Consider the following 20,767-nt stretch of genomic DNA (forward strand, 5'->3'; position numbering starts at 1 on the left):
CCCCGACCGGGGTTCGACAACTGGCGCAGCCAGTTGGACAGACCGCGAGCCCGCGAGCGGGCTGCCCCGCAGGGGCGAGCGAAGCGAGTCAATCCCCCCCTCACCGCCATATTCGAGATGAGAGCCTGTACGCAAGTACGGGCTCTTTTCTTTTATATTCTCCGCTGGGGGGGATGAGAACCCCCGACCGGGGTTCGACAACTGACGCAACCACCTGGACAGAACGAAAAAGACAATCCGAATGAAACTATCTCACTTCACGTCACTGGGATTTGTTAAGCAAAAATAAAACCAGATTCGCCATATCCTCTGCATAGGTATCATAGTCATCTTGCGCGAGTGATGCATTGTTAATATGATATTTCCCTGAAACATAAAAAGAAGGCGTACCACTTACTTTCATTTTTTCGACCAGATTGTCCTGTCTGGCAATTAAAGCTTTTACCATAAAATTACTTTGCATTTCGGCATATTTCTCGGACGTAATGCCAAGTTGATTAAATACCTTAACAATATGAGCTGTCGTTTTAATATCACGCTTAACCTGTAAGCCTTCAAACAATAACTTTTCCACCTTGCCATCTACCCCAGCATATTGTGCTACGGCCCATGCTTCTGTTAATGCTGGTCCTAAAGGTCCCATCTGGCTGACATGGTATTTTTCCAGTTTCATATGGGCGGGCAGGCGCTTTCTGATAGCTGTATCAACATTGATGAGCTCTGCAAACGCATAACAAGGTCCGCAGTAGAAGGAAAAAAACTCAACCAGTTGCGGCGGTTGCTTAACAGTAGAATTAATGACAGTGAAGTTTTTCCCTGCCTGATAATCTTTACTATAAGCAGCAGATGACAACCCCACCATCAAAATAGTAATTAATAACTTGATAACTTTCCCATGTACGACCATAGTGCTTCCCTTACAAGTATCCATACAATTAAATGAGTAAAACGGCGTAAGACGAAAGAAATTATTAGAAAGGCGCTTATGTATAGCAAAGCAGATATTCTTGTATTACAGAGAAGAAATTCTATCACCTACAGCGATGGATCCCTCAAAACAGAAAGTTTATCCGCACTTCAGACTGTCGCAAAGATCAAAACAACAAAGCCCGGGCTAGCCCGGGCCTTGCTCACAGTATGACGCTCAATAATAGGCTTTCAGCGTCCGCTGGCAGAGGGCCGAGCGCACGCAGTCATCGGTGGTGAAACGCACGATGCCGATCATCTCATCTTCCTCAAAACGCGCCAGCGCATCACTTAGGCCAGATCTCACACCAGAGGGCAAGTCGCACTGGGTGATATCGCCATTGACGATGACCGTCACGTTCTCCCCGAGGCGGGTTAAAAACATCTTCATTTGCGCTGCGGTCACGTTCTGGGCCTCGTCCAGAATCACCACCGCATTTTCAAAGGTACGTCCGCGCATATAGGCGAACGGCGCGATTTCCACCTTGCCGATTTCCGGACGCAGGCAGTACTGCATAAAGGAAGCCCCCAACCTTTTCACCAGCACGTCGTAAACCGGTCGGAAATAGGGCGCGAACTTCTCGGCGATATCTCCCGGTAAGAAGCCGAGATCTTCGTCGGCCTGCAGAACGGGACGGGTAACAATAATTCTGTCCACATCCTTATGGATCAGCGCTTCCGCTGCCTTCGCCGCACTAATCCAGGTCTTGCCGCATCCGGCTTCGCCGGTGGCGAAAATCAGCTGTTTATTGTCGATGGCATTCAGATAATGCGCCTGAGCCTCATTGCGCGCCTCAATTGGGGAAGTATCACGGCTGTCCCGCGCCATGCCAATTGCTTCTACGCCACTCATTTGCACAAGCGATGTGACCGATTCTTCTTCACGCTGCTTATGACTGCGTGAATCCCGTCTCAGCACACGTTTTGCTTCACGACGAGCTTTGATCACTGCTTTTTGTCTTCCCATGGATAGCACCTTGCGTTGTAGGTTTACATCACACGCGTCAACATCGACGCGACTATGCGCACGAACGATTGAGGTTTGGCTTCCTTGTAAGCCATTGCTTGCCGGTAGAACTGACAACGAGTCGCGGCTACGCGCACCGCGTACCCTGCCAAGGTGATAATAATTCGAAGCGGAGGGAGAAAGAGTGAGAAAATCGCTGCCGGAAGCGGGGCTTCCGTGCTGAAGAGTACGGTCTGTGGTTTTACGTTGTCCGGTACGGGACCTTACCATTCGCGATCTCCATAGTGAAACGTCACACTGCCGGGAACTACCGCGTATGTAATAAGTACATCAAAAAAGATTCTTAATGCAACTTATTTTTCACAATGACGCAACAAATAGTTCTTAAGCAAGTGTAGGAGACTATCGGTCATTTGTATTACAAAAATATAACACATGGCAGGAAATATAAGAAAAATGAGAAAAACAGCAGAAAACGCCCTGCCCTTGCGGACAGGGTCGGTATCAGGCCTGCAGCAGCGTCTGTCCCAGGTAGTGCTTGTCATCCACTACGCCGGGTAAAACAAAGAAGTAGCCCCCGCCAATGGGTTTGACGTACTCCTCCAGCGCCTCGCCGTTAAGCCGTTTCTGCACCGTCAGAAAACCCTTTTCCAGATCGTGCTGATAGCAAACGAACAACAGCCCCATATCCAGTTGCCCGGCGTTAGTGACGCCCAGCGAATAGCTGTAGCCGCGGCGCATCATCAGGCTGGACTGGGTTTCCGGCGTGCGAGGATTGGCCAGACGAATATGGCTATCCAGCGCGATCGTCTCGCCGCCAGGATCGTTGCTGTAATCCGGGGTATCGTGCTCGTTTTTCATCCCCAGCGGCGCTCCGGTGTGTTTGTCGCGGCCAAAGATCGTCTGCTGCTCTTTCAGCGGCGTCCGGTCCCAGAACTCGACGTGAAACTGGATGATGCGCGCCGCCTGATAGCTGCCGCCCACGGCCCAGGCCGGCTCGTCCTGATCCGCCGTTACCCACACGACCTGATCCATCAGCGCGCTGTCATGGCTCGCCGGATTAGCGGTGCCGTCTTTGAAACCCAGCAGGTTGATGGGGGTCTCTTTGCCTTTGCTGCGCGCCGCGCTATCGGAGATAAACCCTTCCCGCTTCCAGCGCACGCTGAGCAAATCCGGCGTATGTTTGATGACATCGCGCAGGGCGTGGATCACCGTATCCTGAGTATTGGCGCAGATCTGCAGCAGCAGGTCGCCATGGCACAGGGCGGCATCCAGCGAATCATTGGGGAAGCGAGTCATCGGCTGCAGTTTTCTCGGCACTTTATCCGCGAGACCAAAGCGCTCATCAAACAGCGAATGGCCGACCGAGACGGTGATGGTCAGGTTATCCGGGGCAATCCACGGCCCTAAGATGCCGGAATCCATCGGCGGCAGCCGGGGATTAGGCGTATCGGGCGCCGGGCCGCCGTGGGTTAAAAAAGCGATACGCTGGGTCAGAAGCCGGAACAGACGCTCGAGGTCGGCTTTATCTGACGCCAGCACGTCGAACGCCACCAGCATCATCGAGGCCTGCTGCGGCGTCAGAATGCCCGCCTGATGCCGGCCGTAGAATGGCTGTTTTTCCTGACGCGCGTCGGGTGCGAGCGTCCCGGGGGAGCTTTCCGCTTTTGCCGCATGCGCCACCGGGCAGCCGCCGGTGATGGCCAGCGCGCCGCCAAGCGCGCCGATCCCTTTCAGTAAGCGACGACGTGACGGCTCGTTCACGTCGTGTGGTTTCTGTTGTGCCATCGACTTAGTCCAGACCCAGGATCCCGCGCAGCTGAGCCAGATCTTCCGCCAGGGTGGTGATCGGCCCTTTCAGCGCATTACGGTCAGCGGTGGTTAGCTTATCGTAAGTTTCGAAACCGTCTTTGGTGCGGTATTTGCTGAGGATACTGTCCACTTTCTTAAAGTTGTCGTCCACTTTCGCCAGCAGCGCGCTGTTCTCTTTTTGCAGCTGCGGGCGCAGCAGGTCGACAATTTTCTGCGCGCCGTCAATATTGGCCTGGAAGTCCCACAGGTCGGTATGGCTGTAGCGATCTTCTTCACCGCTGATCTTGCTGGCCGCGACTTCTTCAATTAATCCTGCCGCACCGCCCACGACTTTTGACGGCGGGAACGCCAGCTCGCTGATGCGTTTTTGCAGCTCCAGCACATCGCTGTTCAGCTGATCGGCATATTTTTCCATGCCCTTGACGCTGTTATCGCCAAACAGCGCCTTTTCCAGACGGTGGAAACCGGTGAATTTCGGATCTTCCGCTTTTTTCTCGAAGTCGTCTTCGCGGGCGTCGATGCTGCCGTCAAGGTCAGAGAACAGCTCGGCGATCGGCTCGATGCGCTCGTAATGCTGGCGCGTCGGGGCGTACAGCGCTTTCGCTTTCTCGATATCGCCCGCTTTCACCGCGTCGGTAAAGGCTTTGGTGCCGCTGACCAGCTGCGCGGTTTCCGCCGTCACATAGGCTTTGTAAGCGGTGATCGCTTCGCCGAGGCTCAGCACCGCATCGGCTTTCGCCGCGTCTTTGGTGGCGGCGCCGGTGACGATCAGTTTGCCTTTCGGGTTGGTGAGCAGGCCGCAGGTCATGTCATATTCGCCCGGCTGCAGGTTCGCGGTGAGCTTCTGGGTAAAGCCCGGCGCGATGTTCTCACGCTCTTCCACCACCATGACCCCTTTCAGAATCTCCCACTCCAGCGCTTTCTGGCTGTGGTTCTGAATAATAAACTGGGTTTTACCCGCGTTAACGGTCACCTGCATCGGCTCGCACTGTTTATCGTTGACGGTGACTTTGACCTGCGGGATATCCGCAGCCTGAGCACCGAATGCAGAGCTGAGCAGCGCGGCCACGGTCACCCGCAGCGCATTACGGCGAAAATGAATCATCATGATCATCCCTTTCGGTAAGTAGAGTGTCGCTTATAAGCTCGCAGCGCCCGGTCAGGCAGCCCGCGAGGCAGTCGTATTATTTCGCGGCGGCAGCGCAAACAGCACCAGCGCCGGGATCAGATAAAGCAGATAAACAGCCACTTCGCTGACGCTTGGCGTCTCCTGGTAGCCGAAGATCCCTTCCAGCAGCGTGCCGAACAGCGTATGCGTCGACAGCACAGCGCTCAGATCGAAGGCGGTCTCCTGGAACAGGTTCCACAGGCCCGCCTCGTGGAAGGCGCGGATCGCCCCCGCGGCCAGGCCAGCGGCCACCAGCAGGATAAACAGGCTGGTCCATTTGAAGAACACGCCGAGGTTGAGACGGATACCGCCCCAGTAGAGCAGGAAGCCCAGCACGATAGCCGTGGCCAGCCCCAACAGCGCCCCCAGCGGCGGCCAGATGCCGACATCCTGCTGGAATGCCGCCAGCAGAAAGAAGACCGACTCCAGCCCCTCACGGGCGACCGCGAAAAAGACCATCATCACCAGCGCCCAGCCATGGTGATTGCCGCGCTGTAGCGCCTTGTCCACGGCCTGCTCCAGCTGCTGCTTGACATTGCGTGAGACATTGCGCATCCAGAAGACCATCCACGTCAGGATCACCACCGCGATGACCGCGACGATCCCTTCGAACAGCTCCTGTTCACGCTGAGGAAATTCACCGGTGGTTTCGTTGATAAAAATGCCTAAGCCAAGACACAGCGCCGCCGCGAGGATCACGCCAATCCACATCACGCCAATCCAGTTGCCGCGCTGGGTGCGTTTCAGATAGCTGGCGATCAGGCTGACAATCAGCGCCGCCTCCAGGCCTTCGCGTAACATAATGAGAAATGGGACAAACATGCCAATACCCTTAAATGTAAAGCACCGTCAACGAATGCAAAAACAGGTAATATTTATGATAGTGATTATCATTACAATACTCAGAAACACAAGCAAAATGTGCAGAGAATGATGATCAGTTGTAAATAAATCGCTGGCAAATAATGACTTATGAAAATATTCGCCTGTTATGAGGGAAAAGAATAAGCAAAGGATTTTTTACGTCAGATATTTACCCGTCGCAGCGGCTATGGCTAAATGGCGGCCTTATTGACCTGCGAAAAGAACAACATGACTGCATTTTTTCATTTCCTGCTGGCGCTGGCGGTGATCCTCGCCCTGGCCTGGCTTGTCAGCTATGACAGACAAAAAATTCGTATTCGTTATATTCTCCAGTTGATTATTATCGAAATAGCGCTCGCTTTCTTTTTCCTGCACGCCGAAAGCGGCCTGTGGCTGGTGAAAAATATCTCCGGCTTTTTTGCTTCGCTATTAGGCTTTGCCGCCGAAGGGACCAATTTCGTCTTTGGCGGCATGAGCGAAAAAGGCTTAGCCTTTATTTTCCTTGGCGTCCTGTGTCCGATTGTGTTTATTTCCGCGCTGATTGGTATTCTCCAGCACTGGCGGATCCTGCCGATTTTTATTCGCGTCATTGGCACCCTGCTGTCGAAGGTCAACGGCATGGGTAAGCTGGAATCTTTTAACGCCGTCAGCTCACTGATCCTCGGCCAGTCGGAAAACTTCATCGCCTACAAAGGCGTGCTGGGCGACCTCTCCTCGCGGCGTCTGTTCACCATGGCGGCGACGGCCATGTCGACCGTATCGCTGTCGATCGTCGGCGCCTATATGACCATGCTGGACGCCAAATATGTCGTCGCGGCGCTGATCCTGAATATGTTCAGCACCTTTATCGTGCTGTCGGTGATTAACCCGACGCGGCCGGGCAGCGAGCAGGAAATAAAGCTGGAGAAGCTGCATGAATCGCAGAGTTTCTTTGAAATGCTCGGGGAATATATTCTGGCCGGCTTTAAGGTGGCGATGATTATTCTGGCGATGCTGATCGGCTTTATCGCGCTGATCAGCGCCATTAACGCGCTGTTCGCTACCCTGTTTGGCCTCAGCTTCCAGCAGATCCTCGGCTACGTCTTCTATCCGCTGGCCTGGCTTATCGGCATTCCGCTGAGCGATGAGCTTAACGCCGGCAGCATCATGGCCACCAAGCTGGTCGCGAACGAATTTGTGGCGATGATTGAGCTGCAAAAGATTGCCGCCAGCATGACGCCGCGCGGGCTTGGCATTCTCTCGGTCTTTCTGGTGTCGTTTGCCAACTTTGCCTCGATCGGCATTATCGCCGGGGCGATCAAAGGCCTGAATGAACCGCAGGGCAATATCGTCTCCCGCTTCGGCCTGCGGCTGGTGTATAGCGCCACGCTGGTGAGCCTGCTTTCGGCCAGCTTCGCCGGGCTGGTGCTGTAAGACAAACGGCGGGGCTACCCCCGCCGTTAACTCAGAACTGTACGCAGACCGGCTGGTCGACACGCATCACCGACTCCTGCGCGAACCGTAATTTATAGCCCTGGCGCAGCGCCTCAATACCGGCCTCGCTCTGCGCGTCGTTGCCATGGATCACCATCAGCGCCTTACTCTGCTCCCGCACCACCTGTCCATTCTGGCCCAGCCACTGGCCGCGAGCGTCAAACACCGTCAGCCCGTCGCGAAAACGCGGCGTGACGTCGCGGTCGACAAACTGTTGCCACTCATCAGGGGTGATGTCTTTCCCCGCCGGGCGGCTCAGGCCGAAGTAAAGCGTGGTTTGCACCATGGACTGATCCGCCGGGCAGGCGCCGGGCTTCGGCGCGCTGGTCGACGAACTTCCACCCGCCGCGCAGCCGCTGAGTAACCCTGCCAGCACCAGCGCCATTGCACCCTGTCTGAACGTCATCTTTGCTATCCTCATTGTTATTAGTCAGGAAATATCAGCGGATTTTCAAATAATTAGCAAGGGTTATAATATTCCAGCCCGGCAACAGGCAAAAAAAAGCCCGCCAGCGGCGGGCTCGTGAACATCAGTTGATCTTACTCAGCCGTGGCGCGTACCGGCGGCGGCGTATGGTAGTGGGCATCCGCTTCGGCGAAGCGCTGCTGCATGCTGGCCGACGGCGCTTTATCCAGCAGGCTAAAGACCACGATCCCGATGCTGCCGAAGACAAAGCCCGGAATAATTTCATACAGGCCCAGCCAGCCAAACTGCTTCCAGACGATCACGGTCAGGGCGCCAATCACCATCCCGGCAAGCGCGCCGTTACGGGTCATGCGCGACCACATCACCGAGAACAGCACCACCGGACCAAAGGCGGCGCCGAAGCCGGCCCAGGCATAGCTCACCAGACCCAGCACGCGGTTTTCCGGATTGGCCGCCAGGGCAATCGCCACCAGGGCAACCACCAGCACCATCATCCGGCCCACCCACACCAGCTCTTTCTGACCGGCGTTTTTACGCAGGAAGGCTTTATACAGGTCTTCGGTAATCGCGCTGGAGCAGACCAGCAGCTGACAGCTCAGGGTGGACATCACCGCCGCCAGAATCGCCGACAGCAGGATCCCGGCAATCCATGGGTTAAACAGGATTTGCGCCAGTTCGATAAACACGCGCTCGGCATTCTGGTTAACCGCGCCCGCCAGGCTCGGGTTGCTATTGAAGTAGGCGATACCAAAGAAGCCGACGGCCACTGCCCCGGCGAGGCAGAGGATCATCCAGGTCATACTAATGCGACGCGCGTGGACGATGCTGTGGTGCGAATCCGCCGCCATAAAGCGCGCCAGAATATGCGGCTGACCGAAATAACCCAGTCCCCAGCCCATCAGCGAAATAATCGCCACGAAATTCAGCCCTTTCAGCATGTCGATATTTTCGATGCTCTTTTGCTTAATGACTTCCAGCGAATCGCCAAAGCCGCCGACGGAAATAATCACGATCACCGGGGTGAGGATCAGCGCGAAAATCATCAGGCTGGCCTGCACGGTATCCGTCCAGCTGACGGCGAGGAAGCCGCCGACAAAGGTATAGATAATCGTTGCCGCCGCGCCGGCCCACAGCGCGGTTTCATAACTCATGCCGAAGGTGCTTTCAAACAGACGCGCCCCCGCCACAATTCCCGAGGCGCAATAGATGGTAAAGAACAGCAGAATAACCAGCGCTGAAATAATTCTCAGCACCCGGCTTTTATCTTCAAAACGGCCGGTAAAATAATCGGGCAGCGTCAGGGCGTTATTATTCACCTCGGTATGCACGCGCAGGCGCCCGGCTACCAGCTTCCAGTTAACCCACGCCCCCAGCGTTAAGCCGATGGCGATCCAGCTTTCGGAAATCCCGGAGAGGAAAATGGCGCCCGGCAGGCCCATCAGCAGCCAGCCGCTCATGTCCGAGGCGCCGGCGGAAAGCGCGGTCACAAATGGCCCCAGACTGCGTCCCCCGAGAATATAATCATCAAAGTTTTTGGTCGAACGCCAGGCAATAAACCCTATCAATACCATACCAAGAATATAAATAATAAATGTCACCAGCATCGGTGTGCTAATAGCCATGCAAAGTCTCCAGAATTTTTATCGACAGCGTCCAACTTCGTCGTTTTTTTCCACTACCGGAACGGGGTAATGGCGCATTGTTTAATTGGGCGACCGTATCCTGACGGAAGCTTCGGTTTTTCACAAACGATTTAACACAGCATTTACACGAAAAACCGACGGCGCAAAACGTCAATTTGCGAGAGGTTGCACTCTCTCACGTTTTTAAAGGTTGCACCAAACAAAAGTGTTAACTCACGCATACAAATACCCTATGAGCCCGGGGTTAAAATTCTGCTATTTTAGGCACTATTTTTAACAAATCCGCCATTTCACGGCTTTCGTCACATGCCTCAATTAACAAGGTTGCACAAAGTTGCAACATAGTGGATATTTCCAAGCAACCGCATAAGCCTAACGATAAATGACAGGAGTTTTGAGCATGGGCACCACCACCATGGGTGTTAAGCTTGACGACGCAACCCGCGAGCGCATTAAGTCCGCCGCGAGCCGCATTGACCGCACGCCGCACTGGCTGATTAAGCAGGCCATCTTCAACTATCTGGAAAAGCTGGAGAACGACGAAACGCTGCCCGAACTGCCGGCGCTGCTCTCCGGGGCCGCCAATGAAAGCGATGAAGCGGGTTCCCCGGCGGAAGAGCCGTATCAGCCGTTCCTCGAATTCGCCGAGCAGATCCTGCCGCAGTCGGTAAGCCGCGCGGCGATCACCGCCGCCTGGCGTCGCCCGGAAACCGACGCGGTGCCGATGCTGCTGGAGCAGGCCCGACTGCCGCAGCCGCTGGGCGAGCAGGCGCATAAGCTGGCGTATCAGCTGGCGGAAAAACTGCGCAACCAGAAGACCGCCAGCGGCCGCGCCGGCATGGTGCAGAGTCTGCTGCAGGAGTTCTCCCTCTCCTCACAGGAAGGGGTGGCGCTGATGTGCCTGGCGGAAGCCCTGCTGCGTATTCCGGATAAAGCCACCCGCGATGCGCTGATCCGCGACAAAATCAGCAACGGCAACTGGCAGTCGCATATCGGCCGCAGCCCGTCGCTGTTCGTCAATGCCGCCACCTGGGGGCTGCTGTTCACCGGCAAACTGGTCTCCACCCACAACGAAACCAGCCTCTCACGCTCGCTGAACCGCATCATCGGCAAGAGCGGCGAACCGCTGATCCGCAAGGGCGTGGATATGGCGATGCGCCTGATGGGCGAGCAGTTCGTCACCGGGGAAACCATCGCCGAAGCGCTGGCTAACGCCCGCAAGCTGGAAGATAAAGGTTTCCGCTACTCCTACGATATGCTCGGCGAAGCGGCCCTGACCGCCGCCGACGCCCAGGCCTATATGGTCTCTTATCAGCAGGCGATCCATGCCATCGGCAAAGCTTCCAACGGCCGCGGCATTTATGAAGGCCCGGGCATCTCCATTAAGCTCTCGGCTCTGCACCCGCGCTACAGCCGCGCCCAGTATGACCGGGTGATGGAAGAGCTCTATCCGCGTCTGAAATCGCTGACCCTGCTGGCGCGCCAGTATGACATCGGCATTAACATCGATGCTGAAGAGGCCGACCGTCTCGAGATCTCCCTCGACCTGCTGGAAAAACTGTGCTTCGAGCCGGAGCTGGCGGGCTGGAACGGCATCGGTTTTGTTATTCAGGCCTACCAGAAGCGCTGCCCGTTCGTCATCGACGCGCTGATCGATCTCGCCACCCGCAGCCGTCGTCGCCTGATGATCCGTCTGGTGAAAGGCGCTTACTGGGACAGCGAAATCAAACGCGCGCAGATGGAAGGTCTCGAAGGCTATCCGGTCTACACCCGCAAGGTTTACACCGACGTCTCCTATCTCGCCTGCGCGAAAAAGCTGCTGGCGGTGCCGAACCTGATTTATCCGCAGTTCGCCACTCACAACGCCCATACTCTGGCGGCTATCTACCAGCTGGCGGGCCAGAACTACTACCCTGGCCAGTATGAGTTCCAGTGCCTGCACGGCATGGGCGAACCGCTGTACGAGCAGGTGGTGGGCAAAGTCGCCGACGGCAAACTGAACCGGCCGTGCCGGATCTACGCCCCGGTGGGCACCCACGAGACGCTGCTGGCGTATCTGGTGCGTCGTCTGCTGGAGAATGGCGCCAATACCTCCTTCGTCAACCGTATCGCGGACAATACCCTGCCGCTGGACGAGCTGGTGGCCGACCCGGTCAGCGCGGTGGAAAAACTGGCGCAGCAGGAAGGCCAGGCCGGTCTGCCGCACCCGAAAATTCCGCTGCCGCGCGATCTCTACGGCAGCGGCCGGAGCAACTCCGCCGGTCTGGATCTGGCTAACGAGCATCGTCTGGCCTCCCTCTCCTCTTCCCTGCTCAACAGCGCCCTGCATAAATGGCAGGCATTGCCGATGCTGGAGCAGCCGGTGGCCGAAGGCGAGATGCAGCCGGTGGTCAACCCGGCGGAGCCGAAGGATATCGTCGGTTACGTCCGCGAAGCCAGCGATGACGAAGTGCAGCAGGCGCTGACCAGCGCTATCAACAACGCGCCCATCTGGTTCGCCACCCCGCCGCAGGAGCGCGCCGCCATTCTTGAGCGCGCCGCGGTGCTGATGGAAAGCCAGATGCCGACCCTGATGGGGATCCTGGTGCGCGAAGCGGGTAAAACCTTCAGCAACGCCATCGCCGAAGTGCGCGAAGCCGTTGACTTCCTCCACTACTACGCCGGTCAGGTGCGCGACGATTTCGATAATGAAACCCACCGTCCGCTGGGTCCGGTGGTCTGTATCAGCCCGTGGAACTTCCCGCTGGCGATCTTCACCGGGCAGATTGCCGCCGCGCTGGCGGCCGGCAACAGCGTGCTGGCGAAACCGGCCGAGCAGACGCCGCTTATCGCCGCTCAGGGCGTGGCGATCCTGCTGGAAGCCGGCGTGCCGCCAGGGGTGATCCAGCTGCTGCCGGGCCGCGGGGAAACCGTCGGCGCCGCGCTGACATCCGATGAGCGCGTGCGCGGCGTGATGTTCACCGGCTCCACCGAAGTGGCCACCCTGCTGCAACGCAATATCGCCAGCCGCCTCGACGCTCAGGGACGCCCAACGCCGCTGATCGCCGAAACCGGCGGGATGAACGCGATGATCGTCGACTCGTCGGCGCTTACCGAGCAGGTGGTGATCGACGTCCTGGCTTCCGCGTTCGACAGCGCCGGTCAGCGCTGCTCCGCCCTGCGCGTCCTCTGCCTGCAGGAAGAGGTAGCCGACCACACCTTAACCATGCTGCGCGGCGCGATGAGCGAGTGCCGGATGGGCAATCCCGGCCGCCTGACCACCGATATCGGCCCGGTTATCGATGCGGAAGCGAAAGAGAATATCGAACGCCATATTCAGACGATGCGCGCCAAAGGCCGCACCGTCTATCAGGCGGTGCGCGAGAATAGCGAAGACGCCCGCGAATGGAACCACGGGACCTTTGTGCCGCCGACGCTTATCGAACTCGACAGCTTCGACGAGCTGAAAAAAGAGGTCTTCGGCCCGGTGCTGCACGTGGTGCGCTATAACCGTAACGAGCTGGACAAACTGGTGGAGCAGATTAACGCTTCCGGCTACGGCCTGACCCTCGGCGTACATACCCGTATCGACGAGACCATCGCCCAGGTCACCGGCAGCGCGAAGGTGGGCAACCTGTACGTCAACCGCAATATGGTTGGCGCGGTGGTCGGCGTGCAGCCGTTCGGCGGCGAAGGGTTGTCCGGTACCGGTCCAAAAGCCGGCGGTCCGCTGTACCTTTACCGCCTGCTCTCCAGCCGTCCGCAGGGCGCGGTTGGCGTGACCTTCGCCCGCCAGGATGCAGAGCGTCCACTGGACGCCCAGCTGAAAACGCTGCTGGAAAAACCGCTGCAGGCGCTGCAGCAGTGGGCGGCGGGCCGTCCTGAGCTGCAGGCGCTGTGCCAGCAGTACAGCGAGCAGGCGCAAAGCGGCACCCAACGCCTGCTTCCGGGACCCACCGGCGAGCGCAACACCCTGACGCTGATGCCTCGCGAGCGCGTGCTGTGCGTGGCGGATAATAAGCAGGATGCGCTGATCCAGCTGGCGGCCGTGCTGGCGGTCGGTTGTGAAGTGCTGTGGCCGGACAGCGCCCTGCAGCGCGATCTGGCGAAGAAACTCCCGCGGGACGTCAGCGAGCGGATCCGTTTCGCCAAAGCGGATCAGTTGCCTGGCCAGGCCTTCGACGCGGTTATCTATCACGGCGACTCCGACCAGCTACGCGAGCTGTGCGAGCAGGTGGCGGCGCGCGACGGGGCGATTGTCTCCGTGCAGGGCTTCGCCCGCGGCGAAACCAATCTGCTGCTGGAGCGGTTGTACATCGAGCGTTCGCTGAGCGTCAACACCGCGGCGGCAGGCGGTAACGCCAGCCTGATGACCATCGGCTAAGACGGGCTCCCCGGTGGCGCTGTGCGCCGCCATCCGGGAAATCGGCGATGCGATCAGCTAATGACAGCCGACGTCAGCTGTGCTTAATTAAGGCTCCCGGACGGGAGCCTTTTTTATGGGAGCAGAACAATGAAACGCATGTTATTTGCCGCGGCGGTCTTGCTGGCCAGCGGCGCGGCGCTGGCGGACGAGTGCAGCAACGCCAACACCCAGACCGAAATGAATCAGTGCGCGGCCGCGCAGTATCAGGCAGCCGACAAAAAACTGAACGACACCTGGCAGCAGGCTCTGCAGCGTGCGGTGGGTAAACAGCAGACATTACTGAAGCAGGCCCAGCAGGCATGGATCGCCCTGCGCGACGCCGACTGCGCTTTCCTCGCGTCCGGAGCCGAAGGCGGCAGCATGCAGCCGATGCTGGTGAGCCAGTGCATGACCGATAAGAGCGTGGAGCGGGAATCTTTCCTCGCCTCGCTGCTGCAGTGCGAGGACGGCGATCAAAGCTGCCCGCTGCCGCCGGCCAATTAACGGACGCGAATGCCTTCGATAATCATCCGCTGGACATTATCGACCGTTTGCTCAAAAAAGGCCGCGTCCTGCAGCGTGGCGCCGGTGACCGCCTCCACCTGGGTGGCGAAGTCGGCGTAATGCTGGGTAGTGGCCCAGATCATAAAGATTAAATGCTGCGGATCGACCGGCGCCAGCTTGCCGCGGTCGATCCAGCCGGAAACAATCGCCGATTTCTCATCGACCAGCGCTTTCAGATCCCCGGTCAGTTCGCCCATCAGCAGCGGCGCGCCCTGCAACATCTCAAGGCAGAAGAGCTTCGAGGCCTGGGGGTGATCGCGGGACACCTCCAGCTTCAGGCGAATATACTCGCGGATCGCCACCAGCGGGCTGATATCCTCGCGAAAGGCCTTCAGCGGCGCCAGCCAGATGGCGAGGATCTGCTGCAGAACGGCCACGTACAGCGCCTCTTTCGAAGGGTAGTAATAGAGCAGATTGGTTTTCGACACCCCGGCGCGCTCAGCCACCTGGTCCAGCCGCGTACCGTGAATACCAAATTGCGAAAATGCCTCCAGCGCGGCGGCCAGAATGGCCTCCTTTTTGGCGCTGACCGCTTGTGAACGTTTGCCGTTTTTCTTCACCGCGCCCTGTGCCATACATCCTCTCCTTCAGTTGACGCCACCAGCATAGCAAAAGCCCTTCGCCGACACGACCCCATGCACCCTGATTGCGCATGACTGCCGTTTTTTCGTGCACTGATTTTGACCATCCAGTCCACTTTTTTATCGTCCTTTTTAGCAACCCAATAGCAACACATTAATAACATTAGCATTTATAAAACTGGCATTGCGTTTGCTTTACCTCTTCTGCGAGGTGGTCCAGGGAGAGGCAGGATGCCGCGCCACCGCAACCCATCTTCCATGACTGTAGAGAGGTAGGTATGAAAATTGGTGTTTTCGTTCCCATTGGCAACAACGGCTGGCTGATCTCCACCCATGCCCCGCAGTATATGCCGACCTTCGAACTGAATAAGGCTATCGTACAGAAAGCCGAGCACTACCATTTCGACTTCGCGCTCTCCATGATCAAGCTGCGCGGCTTCGGCGGGAAAACCGAATTCTGGGATCACAACCTGGAGTCCTTCACCCTGATGGCCGGCCTGGCCGCGGTGACCTCGAAGATCCAGATCTACGCCACCGCCGCCACCCTCACGCTGCCGCCGGCGATCGTCGCCCGGATGGCCTCCACCATCGACTCCATCTCCGGCGGCCGGTTTGGCGTCAATCTGGTGACCGGCTGGCAAAAACCGGAATATGACCAGATGGGCATGTGGCCGGGGGATGACTATTTCGCCAGCCGCTATGACTATCTCACCGAATACGTTCAGGTGCTCCGCGACCTGTGGGGCACCGGGCGCAGCGATTTCAAAGGCGACTACTTCACCATGAACGACTGCCGGGTCAGCCCGCGCCCTTCGCAGCCGATGAAGGTGATCTGCGCCGGGCAGAGTGACGCCGGCATGGCCTTCTCCGCCCAGCACGCCGACTATAACTTCTGCTTTGGCAAAGGGGTCAACACGCCAACGGCCTTCGCGCCGACCGCGGCGCGTATGATGCAGGCGGCGGAAAAAACCGGCCGTGACGTAGGCTCCTATGTGCTGTTCATGGTGATCGCTGACGAAACCGACGAAGCGGCGCGCGCCAAATGGGAGCACTACAAAGCGGGCGCCGATGAAGAAGCGCTGGCGTGGCTCACCGAGCAGAGTCAGAAAGACACCCGCTCCGGCAGCGATACCAACGTGCGCCAGATGGCCGACCCCACCTCGGCGGTCAATATCAACATGGGCACCCTTGTCGGATCCTATGCCAGCGTCGCCCGTATGCTTGATGAAGTCGCGAGCGTGCCCGGTACCGACGGCGTGCTGCTGACCTTTGATGATTTTCTTGCCGGCATCGACGCTTTTGGCGAACGCATTCAGCCGCTGATGCGCTGCCGGGACCATATTGCTCCTGTTACCCGTGAGGTGGCCTGATGATTACCCTTCCCGCTCGCCCGGAATCCCTGACCTTCGCGCCGCAGCAGAGCGCGCTGATTGTTGTCGACATGCAGAACGCCTACGCCAGCCTCGGCGGTTATCTGGATCTCGCCGGATTTGACGTCTCCGCCACCCGGCCGGTTATCGACAATATTAATACCGCCGTCGCCGCCGCCCGCGCCGCGGGCATGCTGATTATCTGGTTCCAGAACGGCTGGGATGACCAGTATGTTGAAGCCGGCGGCCCGGGCTCGCCGAACTACCATAAGTCCAACGCGCTGAAAACGATGCGTCAGCGCCCGGAACTGCAGGGCAAGCTGCTGGCGAAAGGCGGCTGGGATTATCAGCTGGTGGACGAGCTGACGCCGCAGGAAGGCGACATCGTGTTGCCGAAACCGCGCTACAGCGGCTTCTTTAACACTCCGCTCGACAGCATTTTGCGCAGCCGCGGCATCCGTCATCTGGTGTTCACCGGGATCGCCACCAACGTCTGCGTCGAATCGACGCTGCGCGATGGTTTCTTCCTCGAATACTTCGGCGTGGTGCTGGAGGATGCTACCCATCAGGCCGGACCGGCCTTCGCCCAGCAGGCGGCGCTGTTCAATATAGAAACCTTTTTCGGCTGGGTCAGCGACGTCGAGAGCTTCTGCCGCGCGCTGTCCCCTGCCACCCCGCTGTCTTTAGCCAAGGAGAAACGTTATGCCTAAACAGGTGATTATTCCGCCAGGCACCACCACGCCGATTGCCCCCTTTGTTCCGGGGACGCTCGCCGATGGCGTGATCTACGTCTCCGGCACTCTGCCGTTTGATAAGCAAAACAATGTGGTGCACATCGGCGACCCAAAGGCGCAAACCCGCCACGTGCTGGAGACCATCAAGAGCGTTATCGAAACGGCGGGCGGGAGTATGGCGGATGTGACTTTCAACAGCATCTTTATCACCGACTGGACAAATTACGCCGCGATTAACGAGGTTTACGCCGAGTTCTTCCCCGGCGATAAACCCGCGCGCTTCTGCATTCAGTGCGGGCTGGTGAAGCCCGATGCGCTGGTGGAAATCGCCAGCGTCGCCCATATCGGCACCCCGACATGATGAGGCTCAATATTGCTCCGGCCCCATGGCCCGGCGCGCCGGTGGTGGTCCTCAGCGCAGGTCTGGGCGGCGGCGGCGGCTACTGGCTGGCGCAGCGCGCGGCGCTGGAGGAACAGTATCAGCTGGTAAGTTATGACCATAACGGGACCGGGGAGAACGCCGGTCCGCTGCCCGCCGACTACAGCATGGCGACGATGGCCGGGGAGCTGTTCAGCGCTCTGCAGGCGGCGGGGATCGCCCGCTTCGCGCTGGTGGGCCACGCGCTGGGGGCGCTGATTGGCCTGCAGCTGGCGCTCGATCGCCCCGAGGCGGTGAGCGCCCTGGTGCTGGTCAACGGCTGGCTGTCGCTGTCGCCGCACACCCGCCGCTGCTTCCTGGTGCGCGAGCGTCTGCTGCATACCGGCGGCGCGCAGGCGTGGGTCGAAGCGCAGCCGCTGTTTCTCTACCCGGCGGAATGGATGGCCGCGCGCCTGCCGCGCCTCGAAGCCGAAGATGCGCTTGCCATCAGCCATTTTCAGGGCAAGGAGAACCTGCTGAAGCGGCTGCAGGCCCTGAAGCAGGCTGATTTTTCCCGTCGCGCGGCGGCCATCGCCTGCCCGACGCTGATGGTTAGCGCCGCTGACGACCTGCTGGTCCCGGCCTCCTGCTCCCGCGTGCTGCAGACGGCGATCCCCGGCAGCCAGCGCGTGGAAATGCCGTGGGGCGGGCATGCCTGCAACGTCACCGACGCCGATACCTTTAATACCATTTTACGCGACGGGCTGGCCGCTATGCTGCCGGTCGCCAGGGAGACCCGATGAACGACGCGATAAACCAGACGGCCTGCGAGACGCTGTTTACCCAGGCCCGGACCCACAACGGCTGGCTGGATAAGCCAGTGAGCGATGCGCAGCTGCAGGCAGTCTGGGACCTGATGAAAATGGGGCCGACTTCCGCCAACTGTTCGCCGGCGCGCATCGTGTTCGTGCGCAGCGCGGAAGGCAAAGAGAAGCTCCGCCCGACGCTCTCCAGCGGCAATCTGCAGAAAACCATGCAGGCGCCGGTGACCGCCATCGTGGCGTGTGACAGCGCCTTTTACGACCGGCTACCGACCCTGTTTCCCCACGGCGATGCCCGCAGCTGGTTCACTTCCAGCCCGCAGCTGGCGGAAGAGACCGCGTTTCGCAACAGCTCCCTGCAGGCGGCGTATCTGATTTTCGCCTGCCGGGCGCTGGGACTCGACACCGGGCCGATGTCCGGTTTCGATCGGGAAAAAGTCGATGCAGCGTTTTTCGCCGACAACGGCTGGAAAAGCAACCTGCTGGTGAACATCGGCTATGGCGACCCCGGCAAACTGTATGGCCGCCTGCCGCGTCTGTCCTTTGATGAAGCCTGCCTGCTGGCATAAGGAGTTGGCGATGAAGTTAGCGGACAAAGAGAGTTTTCGTGACGCCATGGCCCGCGTCGGCGCCGCGGTTAACATTATTACCACCGATGGCCCGGCGGGCCGGGCGGGCTTTACCGCCAGCGCGGTCTGCAGCGTGACCGACACCCCGCCGACCCTGTTGGTCTGTCTGAACCGCTCAGCCTCCGTGTGGCCGGTGTTCAGCGAACACCACACGCTGTGCGTCAATACCCTGGCGGCGGGACAGGAGGCGCTGTCAACGCTGTTTGGCGGTAAAACGGCGATGGACGAGCGCTTTGCCGCCGCCGACTGGCAGACCGGCGCCACCGGCTGTCCGCGGCTGGAGGCGGCGCTGGTCAGCTTTGACTGCCGCATCGACCAGCGCGTCAGCGTCGGCACGCACGACATTCTGTTTTGTCACGTCGTGGCCATTACCCGTCACCCGGAACCCCGGGGTCTGATGTGGTTTGACCGCGGCTATCACACGCTTATGCGACCCGCTTGTTAACCTTTAACCCGGGATATCATCATGGCACTCTTCGATTTTCCTCGCTGGAAGCTGACCTCCCCCGCCGCCGAATCCGGCGTTGTCGCGCCCGATGAACGCTTATCGGCCGGGCAAACGCTGGTGATGGGCGTGCAGCACGCCGTTGCGATGTTCGGCGCGACGGTGCTGATGCCGTTGTTGATGGGGCTCGACCCAAACCTGTCCATACTGATGTCGGGGGTCGGCACCCTGCTGTTCTTTGTCGTCACCGGCGGACGGGTGCCGAGCTATCTCGGCTCCAGCGCCGCCTTTGTCGGGGTGGTGATCGCCATTACCGGCTTTAACGGCCAGGGACTCAACCCTCACCTCAGCGTCGCCCTTGGCGGGATCATCGCCTGCGGGCTGGTCTATACCCTGATCGGTCTGGTGGTGATGAAGATCGGCACCCGCTGGATCGAGCGCCTGATGCCGCCGGTGGTGACCGGGGCGGTGGTGATGGCTATCGGCCTGAACCTGGCGCCGATTGCTGTGCGCAGCGTCTCCGCCAGCGCCTTCGACAGCTGGATGGCGGTGTTAACCGTGCTCTGTATCGGCATAGTCGCGGTATTTACCCGCGGAATGCTGCAGCGTCTGCTGATCCTGGTCGGCCTGATCGTCGCCTGCGCGCTGTACGCCCTGCTGGCTAACGGCTTTGGCCTCGGCAAACCGCTGGACTTCTCTCCCCTCGCCCAGGCGGCGTGGTTCGGACTGCCGCACTTTACCACCCCATCCTTTAACGGCCAGGCGATGATGTTGATTGCCCCGGTCGCGGTGATCCTGGTGGCCGAGAACCTCGGCCACCTGAAGGCCGTCGCCGGGATGACCGGGCGCAATATGGATCCGTACATGGGGCGCGCCTTCGTCGGCGATGGTCTGGCGACCATGCTCTCCGGCTCGGTCGGCGGCAGCGGGGTCACGACCTATGCGGAGAACATCGGCGTCATGGCGGTGACCAAGGTCTACTCGACGCTGGTGTTTGTCGCCGCGGCGCTGATTGCCATGCTGCTGGGCTTCTCGCCGAAATTCGGCGCATTAATCCACACCATTCCCGGGCCGGTGATCGGCGGCGCCTCGATCGTGGTCTTTGGCCTGATCGCCGTCGCCGGGGCGCGGATCTGGGTGCAAAACCGCGTCGACCTCAGCCAGAACAGCAATCTGATCATGGTGTCTGTGACCCTGGTGCTGGGCGCCGGCGATTTCGCGCTGTCGCTGGGCGGCTTTACGCTGGGCGGGATTGGTACCGCCACTTTCGGGGCGATCCTGCTGCACGCGCTGCTTCATCGCGGGACGCGTGAGGCGAAGGAGGCCAGGGTAACGCCGGTTTAAGCCACATTAGCGCGGCGTTGGCGCAGGGAGCGGTGGGGGCCGGATAAGTCGATACAGTTATCGGTTTGCAACGGTTTCGCCCCGGAAAAACGGCTGTTCTGGGTTATATCCAGGCAGATGGCGCTCCCGATATGTCTTCTGCGTTATGTCTCTCATGGCGCCGGGAGCGCACAGGGGGCGGCCAGTCGCCGCCGCCCCCTGTACCCCCGGGCTCCGG

General features: G+C 59.1%; 18 protein-coding genes. 10 read left to right on the forward strand and 8 right to left on the reverse strand.

Features of this window, described 5'->3' with window-relative positions:
- Positions 1-262: 262 nt before the first annotated feature.
- The 5 genes from ABLX76_RS13350 to efeU form a co-directional block, all read right to left on the reverse strand.
- Positions 263-907 carry a DsbA family protein gene (locus ABLX76_RS13350; protein ID WP_348874648.1) on the reverse strand — a complete coding sequence of 215 codons (645 nt, stop codon included), beginning with the start codon at positions 905-907 and terminating at the stop codon, positions 263-265.
- Between the two features lie 237 nt (positions 908-1,144).
- A complete protein-coding gene (phoH, locus tag ABLX76_RS13355) occupies positions 1,145-1,933 on the reverse strand; it encodes a phosphate starvation-inducible protein PhoH (protein WP_002898923.1) in 789 nt (262 codons plus the stop codon).
- Positions 1,934-2,437: 504 nt separating this feature from the next.
- Positions 2,438-3,721: an iron uptake transporter deferrochelatase/peroxidase subunit gene (efeB, locus tag ABLX76_RS13360; protein ID WP_023289108.1), complete on the reverse strand. Its 1,284-nt coding sequence runs from the start codon at positions 3,719-3,721 to the stop codon at positions 2,438-2,440.
- Positions 3,722-3,725: 4 nt separating this feature from the next.
- The gene (gene efeO / locus ABLX76_RS13365; protein WP_087849005.1) at positions 3,726-4,853 is read right to left on the reverse strand and encodes an iron uptake system protein EfeO; all 1,128 of its coding nucleotides are present in this window, start codon (positions 4,851-4,853) and stop codon (positions 3,726-3,728) included.
- A gap of 51 nt (positions 4,854-4,904) precedes the next feature.
- A complete protein-coding gene (gene efeU, locus ABLX76_RS13370) occupies positions 4,905-5,735 on the reverse strand; it encodes an iron uptake transporter permease EfeU (RefSeq protein ID WP_032452417.1) in 831 nt (276 codons plus the stop codon).
- 270 nt (positions 5,736-6,005) lie between these two features.
- Between efeU and ABLX76_RS13375 the strand changes: the two genes are divergently transcribed.
- On the forward strand, positions 6,006-7,190 hold the full coding sequence (locus ABLX76_RS13375; RefSeq protein WP_348874650.1) for a nucleoside transporter C-terminal domain-containing protein: 1,185 nt from the start codon (positions 6,006-6,008) through the stop codon (positions 7,188-7,190).
- 31 nt (positions 7,191-7,221) lie between these two features.
- Here the strand turns inward: ABLX76_RS13375 and ABLX76_RS13380 are convergent, their stop codons facing one another.
- Positions 7,222-7,656 carry a DUF3574 domain-containing protein gene (locus ABLX76_RS13380; protein WP_032452416.1) on the reverse strand — a complete coding sequence of 145 codons (435 nt, stop codon included), beginning with the start codon at positions 7,654-7,656 and terminating at the stop codon, positions 7,222-7,224.
- Between the two features lie 134 nt (positions 7,657-7,790).
- The gene (putP, locus tag ABLX76_RS13385) at positions 7,791-9,299 is read right to left on the reverse strand and encodes a sodium/proline symporter PutP (protein ID WP_023289103.1); all 1,509 of its coding nucleotides are present in this window, start codon (positions 9,297-9,299) and stop codon (positions 7,791-7,793) included.
- A gap of 421 nt (positions 9,300-9,720) precedes the next feature.
- Between putP and putA the strand changes: the two genes are divergently transcribed.
- On the forward strand, positions 9,721-13,683 hold the full coding sequence (putA, locus tag ABLX76_RS13390) for a trifunctional transcriptional regulator/proline dehydrogenase/L-glutamate gamma-semialdehyde dehydrogenase (protein WP_348874652.1): 3,963 nt from the start codon (positions 9,721-9,723) through the stop codon (positions 13,681-13,683).
- A gap of 129 nt (positions 13,684-13,812) precedes the next feature.
- A complete protein-coding gene (locus tag ABLX76_RS13395; protein WP_023289101.1) occupies positions 13,813-14,208 on the forward strand; it encodes a lysozyme inhibitor LprI family protein in 396 nt (131 codons plus the stop codon).
- On the opposite strand, the gene rutR is transcribed toward ABLX76_RS13395, so the two are convergent.
- Positions 14,205-14,843 (reverse strand): HTH-type transcriptional regulator RutR, encoded by a 639-nt coding sequence (gene rutR, locus ABLX76_RS13400; protein WP_065881766.1) that lies wholly within the window; start codon positions 14,841-14,843, stop codon positions 14,205-14,207. The genes ABLX76_RS13395 and rutR overlap by 4 nt on opposite strands.
- Before the next feature lie 284 nt (positions 14,844-15,127).
- Here rutR and rutA point away from each other — a divergent pair, with 284 nt between their 5' ends.
- From rutA to rutG, 7 genes are read left to right on the forward strand one after another with little or no spacing between them, the layout of a single operon-like run.
- Entirely contained in the window at positions 15,128-16,219 is a 1,092-nt protein-coding gene (gene rutA, locus ABLX76_RS13405; protein WP_004204507.1) for a pyrimidine utilization protein A, read from the forward strand.
- On the forward strand, positions 16,219-16,929 hold the full coding sequence (gene rutB, locus ABLX76_RS13410) for a pyrimidine utilization protein B (protein ID WP_023289100.1): 711 nt from the start codon (positions 16,219-16,221) through the stop codon (positions 16,927-16,929). The genes rutA and rutB overlap by 1 nt, the downstream gene beginning before the upstream one ends.
- Positions 16,922-17,314 carry a pyrimidine utilization protein C gene (rutC, locus tag ABLX76_RS13415; RefSeq protein WP_023289099.1) on the forward strand — a complete coding sequence of 131 codons (393 nt, stop codon included), beginning with the start codon at positions 16,922-16,924 and terminating at the stop codon, positions 17,312-17,314. The genes rutB and rutC overlap by 8 nt, the downstream gene beginning before the upstream one ends.
- Positions 17,311-18,114 carry a pyrimidine utilization protein D gene (gene rutD / locus ABLX76_RS13420; protein WP_348874653.1) on the forward strand — a complete coding sequence of 268 codons (804 nt, stop codon included), beginning with the start codon at positions 17,311-17,313 and terminating at the stop codon, positions 18,112-18,114. Before rutC ends, rutD begins: the two co-directional genes overlap by 4 nt.
- Positions 18,111-18,701, forward strand: coding sequence for a malonic semialdehyde reductase (locus ABLX76_RS13425; protein ID WP_348874654.1), 591 nt, complete (start codon positions 18,111-18,113; stop codon positions 18,699-18,701). The genes rutD and ABLX76_RS13425 overlap by 4 nt, the downstream gene beginning before the upstream one ends.
- Positions 18,702-18,711: 10 nt before the next feature.
- A complete protein-coding gene (gene rutF, locus ABLX76_RS13430) occupies positions 18,712-19,206 on the forward strand; it encodes an NADH-dependent FMN reductase RutF (RefSeq protein ID WP_023289097.1) in 495 nt (164 codons plus the stop codon).
- Between the two features lie 21 nt (positions 19,207-19,227).
- On the forward strand, positions 19,228-20,550 hold the full coding sequence (rutG, locus tag ABLX76_RS13435) for a pyrimidine utilization transport protein G (RefSeq protein WP_008805937.1): 1,323 nt from the start codon (positions 19,228-19,230) through the stop codon (positions 20,548-20,550).
- The last annotated feature ends 217 nt before the right edge of the window (positions 20,551-20,767 follow it).

Origin of the sequence: Klebsiella sp. JB_Kp004, from assembly GCF_040065795.1 — a bacterium.
GTDB lineage: Bacteria > Pseudomonadota > Gammaproteobacteria > Enterobacterales > Enterobacteriaceae > Klebsiella > Klebsiella quasipneumoniae.